Raw genomic sequence first — 10,568 nt, forward strand, 5'->3', positions numbered from 1 at the left:
CCCCGATGCTAGGAGGCCCGGATGCGCTTGACCCTGCTTTCCGTTCTGTTCGCTGCCACGGCGCAGGCCGCGCCGCCGCCGGCACCGCCAGCCGATACCTTGCTGAGCGAAACCCTCACCCAGGTGTCGCCCGCGCGCCTGCAGGCCCGCATCGAGCGCCTGGCCGCCTTTGGCACCCGCCACACCGCCTCCAGCCAGAGCCATCCCACGCGCGGCATCGGCGCGGCCTGGCGCTGGATTGAGGCCGAGCTGCGCGCCTGCGCCGCCGGCACGCCGCTGCAGGTGGACACGCGCCGCCACACCGAGCCGCCGGGCCGGCGCATCGCCGCACCCACCGAGATCGTCAATGTGGTGGCCACCCTGCCCGGCCGCGCAGGCACGCAGCGCGTGCTGCTGATGCTGGGCCATTACGACAGCCGCAACAGCGATGTGATGGACGCCGAGGGCGACGCACCGGGCGCGAATGACGACGCCTCGGGCACCGTGGCCGTGATGGAAGCCGCCTGCCTGGCCGCCCAGGCCGCCAAGACCCGCCCGCTGGACGCCACCATCGTCTTCGCTGCGGTGGCCGGTGAAGAGCAAGGCCTGCTGGGCGCCGCCCAGCTGGCGCGCGAGTTCGATGCCGGCGCCGGCGTCGAGGGCGTGATCACCAACGACATCGTCGGCAGCCCGCGCGGCGCGCTGGGCGAGCACGCCCCACACACCCTGCGCCTTTTTGCCGATGGCCTGGACCCGCTGCTGCGATTGATGCTGCGCGGTGCCAATGCTGAGACGCATCCGCGCCTCAAGGCCCAGCAGGAACTGGCCGCCGCCGGCGGCGCCGAGGACCTGCCCACCGCCCAGTTCGGCCGCCACCTGCAGCGCGCCGTCGAGGCTTATGTGCCGGGCTTCCAGGTCAACCTGATCCAGCGCCGCGACCGCACCCTGCGCGGCGGCGACCACCTGCCCTTCCTGGAGCGAGGACTCGCTGCCGTGCGCTTCAGCGAACCCTTCGAGAACTACGCCCACCAGCACCAGAACGTCCGGGTGGAGAACGGCCAGCGCTTCGGCGACCTGCCCGAGTTCGTCGACCCGGCGTACGTGGCGCGCGTGGCGCAGGCCAATCTGGCCGGCCTGCTCAGCCTGGCCTGGGCCCCGGCCCCTCCCGCCGAGGTGCGCGTGGATGCGCGCGAGCTCAGCAACGACACCCGGTTGCAATGGGCCCCCGTAGCGGGTGCGAGTGGCTACCGCGTGCTGTGGCGGCGCAGCGAGGCGGCGCAGTGGCAGCAGGCACTGGACCTGGGGCCGCAGGCACGCGAAGCGCTGCTCAAGGGGGTGTCGCGGGACGACTGGGTGTTTGCGGTACAGGCGCTGGGGGCACGCGGTGAAGCCGGGCTGGCGGTCTACGCGCCGCCCAGAGGCAACTGAGCCCTGAGCTCAGGTTCAATGCTGCATGCAGATTCCCAGGGACTTGAGGGCAAATGATTCCTTCTGCAGAAGAATTCTTGAGATTGAGACAAAGCCGCGAAGAGTCCGAGTACACGCGGGCCGGAGCAGAAGAAGCTCCTTTTGAGGTATGGCTTGCGGTGATAGAGAAGTACCCGGGTATGCGCAGGTGGGTGCCAATTAACAAGACAGTTCCTCTTGAGATCCTGGCCATGCTGGCCCGCGATGGTGACCCTTCCGTCAGGGCTGCTGTCGCTGACAGAAGGCGATTGAATGCTGAACTGTTCGACGCCCTTTCTTTGGACGAAGATGAATTTGTCCGGTCCCGGGTAGCGGCCAACAAGAAGGCGCCATTCGAAATTGTTCTGCGACTGGCTGAAGATCCCGCCGCGCATGTGAGGTCAATTGCGCAAAGGCGTCTGACGCAAATGCATCCCCCGCGAAAGCCCTGCCAGACCTGAAATCGCTGGTTGCCATTGCCCGGCAAAGCGCAGCCTGAGTGTGCGAGGGTGGCGCCGCCTATTGAGCCTGCACAGGTCGCTGCAGTGCGAGCAGCACCATCCGCCCGCTGCTCACATTCGTCGCGCAAGGCACATCGTGCACGTCACACGCCCGCACCAGCGCATTGATGTCCGGCTCATGCGGCTGCGGCGTCATCGGGTCGCGCAGAAAGATCAGCGCATCCAACCCGCCCACCGCCAGCCGGGCGCCGATTTGCAGGTCGCCGCCCAGCGGGCCGCTGAGCAGGCATTCCACCTCCAGGCCCAGCTCGTTCTTGAGCCGGCCGCCGGTGGTGCCGGTGGCCATCAGCTGGCAGGTCTGCAGGAAGGCCAGGTGCTCGCGCGCCAGGGCGACGATGGCGTCCTTCTTGCGGTCGTGGGCGACCAGGGCGATGCGGATCATGGGTTCTTCACTCCGAGGGATCGAGGATCTGGCGCAGGCGGAACTGCAGCTCGCGCTGCGGCCCCAGAGCCTGGGTGCTGAGCGCGCCCGGCGGCAGGCGCGGCTGGGCCATGCCGCTGCGCGCCAGCACCACCCAGTGATCGGGCCGCACGGTCAGCTGGCTGCGCCAGAACTGGCGCCCGCCCGGCCCCTCGGGCTGCTGGAACTCCAGCGCCAGTTGGACGGCCTGGCCGCGCGGCGTGGGGGTGAAGCGCAAACGCCAAGGCTGCGGCCGAGCGGCGTTCCACTGGATCCGCGCGCCGCCCTGGCGCAGTTGCAGCCATTGCCAGCCCTCGCCTGGGTGTTCCAGCTCCCATTCGGCGGCGGCGCCGGCCTGCACACGCAGGCCTGGGCCCAGGGTGGGAATGCCGGGCGCCGTGGTGCTGAGGCCGTCGGCAGGGGGCTGGGCGGTGCTCAAGCCCCCCGAGCTGCGGCCCCACTCGACCCAGCGCAGCTCCAGCTCGTAGACCGGCGGCAGCTCGGCGGCCCAGGCGGGAGCACTGAGCAGCAGCATCAGCCAGGGCCGGCGCTTCATCGGGTGTTCCGCCACTGCGCCCACAGGTTCAGCCCCAACCCGGCCAACACCAGCGCCGCACCCTGCAGCTTCCAGGCCGCCAGGCTCTCGCCCAGCCACCAGGCCGAGCAGCCCATGCCGAACACCGGGACCAGCAGGGCCATGGGCACGACCTGCACGGCCGCATGCCGCGCAAGCAGCCAGCCCCAGACACCGTAACCGTAGAGCGTGTTGCCCACGGCCTGCCATAGCACGGCCAGCCAGCTGTCCCAGTGCGCGGCCTGCACGCCGCGCACCAAGGCCTGCGGGCCTTCGAAGATCAGGGCCAGGGTGATCAGCGCCGGGGCGGCGCAGGCGCTGCTCCAAACCATGAAGCCCAGCATGTCCACCTTGCCGGCGGCCTGGCCCACCAGATTGGCGATGGCCCAGCTGAAGGCCGCGGCCAGCACCAGGGCCAAGCCGAGCGGGCTGGCCGCGCCGTCAAGCTGCCAGCCGATCCAGGCGATGCCGGAAGCCGCCAGCGCCAGGGCCAGGCCTTGAATGGGGCGCAGGCGCTGGCCGCGCAGCAAGAGCGCCAGCAGCAGGGTCAGGAAGACCTGGCTTTGCACCACCAGCGAGGCCATGCCGGGCGAAATGGCGCTCTGCAGGGCCCAGAACAGCAGGCCGAACTGGCCGACGCCGATCAAGAGCCCGTAGCCGGCCAGGATGCGCCAGGGCGCGGCCGGGCGGGCGATCCACAGCAGCGGCAGCGCCGCCAGGCTGAAGCGCAGGGCGGCCAGCCAGACCGGGCTGAAGGCGGCCAGCGCCCATTTCATGACGACGAAGTTGCTACCCCAGATGGCAACCACCGAAAGGGCCAGCAGGGCGTGGCGGGGCGGCAGGGCAGTTGTGTTCATGGTTGGATTCAGACCCTCACCACCCGCCCGCGGCCCTCGGCCTTGGCGCGGTACAGCGCCTGATCGGCGCGTTCCAACATCTTGGGCAGACTCTCGTCCGGCTGGCTGGCAGCCAGGCCAGCGGAAAAGCCCACGCGCAGCAACTCTTCGCCCACCGGCACCAGCAGCTGGGCCACGGCGGCCTGCATGCGCTCCAGCACCTGCAGGGCGCCAAAGGTGTCGGTGTGGTCGAGCAGCAGCAGGAATTCCTCGCCACCCCAGCGCGCCAGGGTGTCGGTGGTGCGCAGGCCCTGTTCGGCGCAATGCGCAAAGGCGCAGAGCACGGCGTCGCCGGCGGCATGGCCGTGGTAGTCATTCACGCGCTTGAAATGATCCAGGTCGATCAACGCCACGCAGAAGGGGCTGCCGCCGCGCTGGCGGCGCTGCCAGGCCTGCTCCAGCAGGCTCTGGACATGGCGGCGGTTGTAGAGCCCGGTCAGTGCGTCGCGCGTGGCCAGCTCCTCGATGCGCGCCAGCGCCTGGTTGAGCTGCTCGCGCTGCTCGCGCAGGCGGTGGCGCATGGTGGAGATGCGCCCGGTGAGGATGGCCACGCCGGGGAAGGTAACCAGGGCCATCATCCAGTGGCCGATGACGAGCGGCAGGGCAACATCACGCGGCCAGACCCAGACCGCCAGCGCCATCGCGCCGCTCAGCATCGCCAGGCTCAGCCAGGCCAGGCGCACCGCCGCCGCGCCGCTGAGGCGGAACATGCCGAACACCAGGATCAGCATGCTGATGGGCAGCACCAGCGGGCTCAGCGGTCCGCTCAGGGGGTAGGCCGCCGCGGCGGCGGCCTGGGCCACGACGATCTGCGGCACGGTCAGCGAGGGCTCGGCCGTGCGCGCCGACCAGCCGCTGCGCACCAGGCCGTAGAACAGCAGCTGCGCGCCAATGCTCAGCACCGTCCACACCCACACCAAGGCGCGCGGCGCGCTGCTGATCGTGGCGGCGTAATGCAGGATCAGGATGCAGCCCAGGAACAGCAGCGTGGCGAAAAGCTGCTGGCTGGTGCGCAGACGCTGCTTGGGCTCCTGGCCCAGCAAGGCGTCTGCCACGCGGTTCATGAGGCTTCCACCACCCGGTCACGCCCCTCGGCCTTGGCGCGGTAGAGCGCCGCGTCGGCCCGCTCCAGCCACTGCTCCAGGGTCTCGCCCGGGCGCCAGAAGGCGGCGCCGCCGCTGAAGGTGAAGCGCAGCTCGGGGCGTTCCGTCACCAGGGGCTGGCGTTCGATGGCGAGCTTGAGCCGTGCCACCCAGGCCAGCAGGCCCTCGCTGGCGGTGGGCTCCAGCACCACCACGAACTCCTCGCCGCCCCAACGCACCGCGGTGTCGCCCTTGCGCAGGCTCTGGTGCAGGGCCTTGGCGAAGCAGCGCAGCACGGCATCACCCGCCGCATGGCCCTTGGTGTCGTTGATCTTCTTGAAGTGGTCCAGATCCAGCAGCACGGCCAGCAGCCCGGTGGGCTTGCGCTTCTGGCGCTGCAGGGCCTGCTGCAGCACATGCTTGCCGTGACGGCGGTTGTAGAGGCCGGTCAGGTCGTCGCGCGTGGCCAGGCGGTTGATGCGGGTCAGGGCCTCGTTCAGCGCCTGGCGCTGTTCGCGCTGGCGTTCACGCAGGCGCGCCATGCGCAGCAGCAGCAGGCCCAGGCCGGGGAAGCAGACCATGGCGAAGAGCGCATGGCCCAGGGTCTCGGCCGGGTTGGCACGGCCGGGCCAGATCATGAAGTCAAAGGCCATGGCCGAGAGGATCAACGCCAGGCCCAAGGCATTGAGCCGCAGCATGGCCCGGCCGGAGGGCGCGAACATGCCGAAGGCCAGGGTCAGCATCATCATCGGCACCACCAGGCCGCGCAGCGGGCCCGAGAGCGGGTAGGCCGCCGCGCCCAGCAGCAGCATCAGGCCGATCTGCGTGGAGGCCAGCGAGGGGTCGGGCAGGCGCGCCGTCCAGCCCAGGCGCACGGCCAGGCTGATGCCCAGCTGCACCGCCAGCGCCACCGCCACCCACACCAGCCACCAGCCCAGCGGGGTACGCGCCAGCAGCACGGAGTAGCCCAGCATCAGGCAGTTGGCCAGCACCAGGCCGAATGACAGCAGCTGCTGCGCCATGCGGTGGCGCAGCTTGGGCTCGCGCCCCAGCAGGCCCTCCAGGGGCTGGGGCTTGTCGGTCTGGCGGCGCTTGGGGCTCATCGGCCCGGCAGCGTATCAGCGCGGCGGGCTCAAATGCCCGAGCGGCAGCGCCCCGGCGGCCTTGACCTCGCCGAGCGAGAAGCTGGTGTGCACGTCGCCCACATTGGGCAGCACCAGCAGGGTGTCGAGCGTGAAGCGGCTGAAGGCGTCCAGATCGGTGGCCACCACCTGCAGCTCGAAGGTGCCGGCACCACTGATGTAGTGGCAGCTGATGACCTGCGGCAGGGCGCGCAGGCTGGCTTCCAGCTGGCGGGTGGCGGCGGCGTTGTTGCGATCGGCGTCCACCTTGACGAAGGCCAGCACCCCGAGGCCGATGCGGCGGCGGTCGATCTCGGCGCGGTAGCCGGTGATGTAGCCCTGCTCTTCCAGCCAGCGCACGCGCCGCCAGGTGGGCGCGGCGGAAAGGCCGATGCGCGCAGCCAGCTCGGCATTGGTCAGGCGCGCGTCCTGCTGCAGTGCGGCCAGGATGGCGATGTCGTAACGGTCCAGGCCCTCCCCTCCCCGGTCCTCAGGGGACTCCGCTGCGGCCTTGGCGGCGGCGATGGCACGGCGTGGGTCTTTCGTGCGGGGCGGCTTTGCTTCGGCCATGGTTTCCACCAATCGGTATCGACAGCAAGATTCTTGCTCAAACAGCCGTTTCACCGGCAAAGTTCGCAAACATCGATCTGGGCTTCGTTCTTACACTGGCCGGCTGCCCGGAATGGCCCCACAAGGGCTTGCCCGCCTCCGGCCGCGCAAGGCGCGGCGCACACTCAATCCACCCTGGCCCCCGCCTCAGGAGCTTCCACCCATGAACGCCCCTTTGTCCGAGCACATCCGCCGCGCGATCGAATCCGTCACCCTGGACGACAAGTACGCGCTGGAGCGAGGTCGTGCCTTCATGAGCGGGGTGCAGGCCCTGGTGCGCCTGCCGATCCTGCAGCGCACGCGCGATGCGATGAACGGCCTGAACACCGCCGGTTTCATCAGCGGCTACCGCGGCTCGCCCCTGGGCACTTACGACCAGGCCCTGTGGGCGGCGCGCAAGCACCTTGAAAAGAACCACGTCGTCTTCAAGCCGGGCGTGAACGAGGAACTGGGCGCCACCGCGGTGTGGGGCACCCAGCAGCTGGACCTGCACCCGCAAGAGAAGAAGTACGACGGCGTCTACGGCATCTGGTACGGCAAGGGCCCGGGCGTGGACCGCTGCATCGACGTCTTCAAGCACGCCAACATGGCCGGCACGGCCAAGCATGGCGGCGTGATCGCCATCGCCGGTGACGACCACATCGCCAAGAGCTCGACCGCCGCGCACCAATCCGACCACGTCTTCAAGGCCGCCGGCTTCCCGGTGTTCTTCCCGACCACGGTGCAGGACATCCTGGACATGGGCCTGCACGCCTTCGCCATGAGCCGCTATTCGGGCCTGTGGAGCGGCATGAAGACGATCCAGGAGATCGTCGAGAGCGGCGCCACGGTGGACGTGAGCCCCGACCGCGTCAAGATCATCACGCCCGACGATTTCGAGATGCCGCAAGGCGGCCTGCACATCCGCTGGCCCGATCCGCCCCTGGACCAAGAGGCGCGGATGATGGACTACAAGTGGTACGCGGCCCTGGCGTACGTGCGTGCCAACAAGCTGAACTACAACGTCATCGAGAGCGCCCACGACCGCCTCGGTCTGGTGGCCTCGGGCAAGGCCTACAACGACACCCGCCAGGCCCTGCACGACCTGGGGCTGGATGACGAGACCTGCCGCCGGCTCGGCATCCGCCTGCACAAGGTGAACGTGGTGTGGCCGCTGGAAGCCACCATCACGCGCGACTTCGCCACCGGCCTGCAGGAAATCCTCGTCATCGAGGAAAAGCGCCAGGTCATCGAGTACCAGATCAAGGAACAGCTGTACGGCTGGCGCCCGGACGTGCGCCCGAACGTGCTGGGCAAGTTCGAGGAAACCGAGGGCGACCGCAGCGGCGGCGAATGGGCCAGCCCCAACCCCAGCGACCGCTGGCTGCTGCGCGCCCAAGCCGACCTGACCCCGGCCATCATTGCCCGCGCCATCACCCGTCGCCTCAAGCGCCTGGGCGTGGATGCCGATGTGATGGCCCGCCTGGACGCCCGCATGGCCGTCATCGAGGCCAAGGACCGCGCGCTGACGGACGAAATCAAGGTCGCCGGCGGTGCCGACCGCGTGCCTTGGTTCTGCTCGGGCTGCCCGCACAACACCTCGACCCGCGTGCCCGAGGGCTCGCGCGCCGTCGCCGGCATCGGCTGCCATTACATGGTGAGCTGGATGCCCGGCCGCAACACCGCCACCTTCACGCAGATGGGCGGCGAGGGCGTGCCCTGGGTGGGCCAGCAGCCCTTCAGCAACGCCAAGCACATCTTCGCGAACCTGGGCGATGGCACCTACTTCCACAGCGGCATCCTGGCCATCCGCCAGAGCATCGCCGCCGGGGTGAACATCACCTACAAAATCCTCTACAACGACGCGGTCGCGATGACCGGCGGCCAGCAGGTCGGCGAGCGCCCCGAAGGGCATTCGGTGCTGCAGATCATGCAGAGCGTGATCAGCGAGGGCGTGGCGAAGTTCTGCATCGTCACCGACATGCCGGAGAAGTACACCGGCGTGGCCCTGCCGCCCGGCGTGCTGGTGCACCACCGCGACCAGCTGGACACGATCCAGCGCGAATTCCGCGAGATTGCCGGCACCACCGCCATCCTCTACGACCAGACCTGCGCCACCGAGAAGCGCCGCCGCCGCAAGCGCGGCAAGATGGCCGTCAGCGAAAAGCGCGTCGTCATCAACGAGCTGGTGTGCGAGGGCTGCGGCGACTGCGGCGTGCAGAGCAACTGCATGTCGATCGAGCCGCTGGAGACCGACTTCGGCCGCAAGCGCACCATCAACCAGAACAGCTGCAACCAGGACCTGAGCTGCGTCAAGGGCTTCTGCCCCAGCTTCGTCACCGTGGAAGGCGGCCAGCTGAAGAAGGCCAAGGCGAAGAAGAACTCGCCCTTCGACAACGCTTTGCTGGGCGAGCTGCCCCACCCGACCCTGCCGAACTGCGAGACCGCCTGGGGCATCGTGGTGGCGGGCGTGGGCGGCACCGGTGTCATCACCATCGGCCAGCTGCTCGGCATGGCCGCGCACCTGGAAGGCAAGGGCGTGGTGACGCAGGACGCCGCAGGCCTGGCCCAGAAGGGCGGCAGCACCTGGAGCCATATCCAGATCGCCAACACCCAGGACGCCATCCACTGCACCAAGGTCGGCACCGCCGAAGCCGATCTGATCATCGGCTGCGACGCCATCGTGGCCGCCAACAAGGCCACGCTGCAGACCATGCGCCCGGGCCGCACCTATGTGGCGCTGAACACCCATTCCAGCCCCACCGCCGCCTTCGTGCTGCAGCCGGACTGGCAGCACCCCGAGGGTGCCTGCGAGCAGGCGCTGGAGAACGCCGTCGGCAAGGAGCTGCTGGGCAAGTTCGACGCCGAGGAAGTGGCCGTCAAGCTGCTGGGTGATTCGATCTACACCAATCCCATCATGATGGGCTACGCCTGGCAGCAGGGCCGCATTCCGCTCTCTTACGCCGCCATCCAGCGCGCCATTGAGCTGAACGGCGTGCAGATCGACAACAACAAGGCCGCTTTCGAGTGGGGCCGTCGCTGCGCCGCCGATTACGCCAAGGTCAAGGCCTTGTTTGCCGCGGCTTCGGTGATCCAGATCGTCAAGCGCCCCGGCCTCGACGAGATGGTGGCGAAGCGCGTCGAGTTCCTGACCGGTTACCAGAACGCCGCCTACGCCGCCGAGTACAAGGCCGTGGTGGACAAGGTGCGTGCTGCGGAAGAGAAGCTCGGAGCCGGCAAGTCGCTCAGCGAGGCCGTGGCCAAGTACCTGTTCAAGCTGATGGCCTACAAGGACGAGTACGAGGTCGCCCGCCTGCACACCGACCCGAGCTTCACGGCCAAGGTAGCCGCCCAGTTCGAGGGCGACTACAAGCTGGTGCACCACCTCGCCCCGCCCCTGTTCGCCAAGAAGAACGACAAGGGCGAGCTGGTCAAGCAACCCTTCGGCGCCTGGGTACGCCCGGCCTTCGCGGTGCTGGCCAAGCTCAAGGGCCTGCGCGGCACGGCGCTGGACGTGTTCGGCTACACCGAAGAGCGCCGCATGGAGCGCGAGCTGATCCAGCGCTACAAGAGGACGGTGGACAGCCTGCTGGCCAAGCTCAGCGTGGCCAATCTGGAACAGGCGGTGGAGCTGGCGCGCCTGCCGGAAGACATCCGTGGCTTCGGCCATGTGAAGGAGCGCCACGCCAAGGCCGTGCTGCCCAAGTGGGAGCGCCTGCTGGGGCAATGGAACGGCTGAGACCAAGTCGCTCCAAATTGCAGGACGCCCGCCCCGTGCGGGCGTTTTCATTTGCCGTTCGCCGCCCGTGGCTGCAGCTCATCCGGCCCCACCGGCGCTTCAGCGCACGGCCCTGGGCGCGGGGGCGGTCGAGGTTCACAGTCCAGCCATCGACCACCCCGCTGCACCCAGGAGAACACCATGACCAAGAGCTTCAACACCCGCCCCGCCCTGACCAAGTTC

Annotated in this window: 9 protein-coding genes; 3 read left to right on the forward strand and 6 right to left on the reverse strand. The window is 69.0% G+C overall.

The features are described from left to right. Window positions 1-21: 21 nt before the first annotated feature. Window positions 22-1,407: a M28 family metallopeptidase gene (locus ACE3QP_RS20480; RefSeq protein ID WP_374438728.1), complete on the forward strand. Its 1,386-nt coding sequence runs from the start codon at window positions 22-24 to the stop codon at window positions 1,405-1,407. Between the two features lie 53 nt (window positions 1,408-1,460). After that, complete coding sequence (locus ACE3QP_RS20485) at window positions 1,461-1,886, forward strand: hypothetical protein (RefSeq protein WP_374438730.1); 426 nt, start codon at window positions 1,461-1,463, stop codon at window positions 1,884-1,886. 58 nt (window positions 1,887-1,944) lie between these two features. Here ACE3QP_RS20485 and ACE3QP_RS20490 read toward each other — a convergent pair whose 3' ends face one another. Genes ACE3QP_RS20490 through ACE3QP_RS20515 form a run of 6 tightly spaced genes read right to left on the reverse strand, consistent with a single transcriptional unit; the run spans window position 1,945 to window position 6,589 of the window. Continuing rightward, window positions 1,945-2,328: a methylglyoxal synthase gene (locus tag ACE3QP_RS20490; protein WP_374438731.1), complete on the reverse strand. Its 384-nt coding sequence runs from the start codon at window positions 2,326-2,328 to the stop codon at window positions 1,945-1,947. A 7-nt stretch (window positions 2,329-2,335) separates the two neighbouring features. Next, complete coding sequence (locus ACE3QP_RS20495) at window positions 2,336-2,902, reverse strand: hypothetical protein (RefSeq protein WP_374438733.1); 567 nt, start codon at window positions 2,900-2,902, stop codon at window positions 2,336-2,338. Continuing rightward, the gene (locus ACE3QP_RS20500; protein ID WP_374438744.1) at window positions 2,899-3,762 is read right to left on the reverse strand and encodes an EamA family transporter; all 864 of its coding nucleotides are present in this window, start codon (window positions 3,760-3,762) and stop codon (window positions 2,899-2,901) included. The genes ACE3QP_RS20495 and ACE3QP_RS20500 overlap by 4 nt, the downstream gene beginning before the upstream one ends. A gap of 23 nt (window positions 3,763-3,785) precedes the next feature. Then, the gene (locus tag ACE3QP_RS20505; RefSeq protein ID WP_374438735.1) at window positions 3,786-4,880 is read right to left on the reverse strand and encodes a GGDEF domain-containing protein; all 1,095 of its coding nucleotides are present in this window, start codon (window positions 4,878-4,880) and stop codon (window positions 3,786-3,788) included. After that, window positions 4,877-6,001, reverse strand: a complete 1,125-nt coding sequence (locus ACE3QP_RS20510; protein ID WP_374438737.1) for a diguanylate cyclase — start codon at window positions 5,999-6,001, stop codon at window positions 4,877-4,879. The genes ACE3QP_RS20505 and ACE3QP_RS20510 overlap by 4 nt, the downstream gene beginning before the upstream one ends. Window positions 6,002-6,016: 15 nt before the next feature. After that, complete coding sequence (locus tag ACE3QP_RS20515) at window positions 6,017-6,589, reverse strand: Lrp/AsnC family transcriptional regulator (RefSeq protein WP_374438739.1); 573 nt, start codon at window positions 6,587-6,589, stop codon at window positions 6,017-6,019. Window positions 6,590-6,791: 202 nt separating this feature from the next. On the opposite strand from ACE3QP_RS20515, the gene ACE3QP_RS20520 reads away from it, so the two are divergent. Further along, window positions 6,792-10,346, forward strand: coding sequence for an indolepyruvate ferredoxin oxidoreductase family protein (locus ACE3QP_RS20520; RefSeq protein WP_374438741.1), 3,555 nt, complete (start codon window positions 6,792-6,794; stop codon window positions 10,344-10,346). Window positions 10,347-10,568 lie beyond the last annotated feature (222 nt).

Origin of the sequence: Inhella sp. (assembly GCF_041912635.1) — a bacterium.
Taxonomy (GTDB): Bacteria; Pseudomonadota; Gammaproteobacteria; order Burkholderiales; family Burkholderiaceae_C; genus Inhella.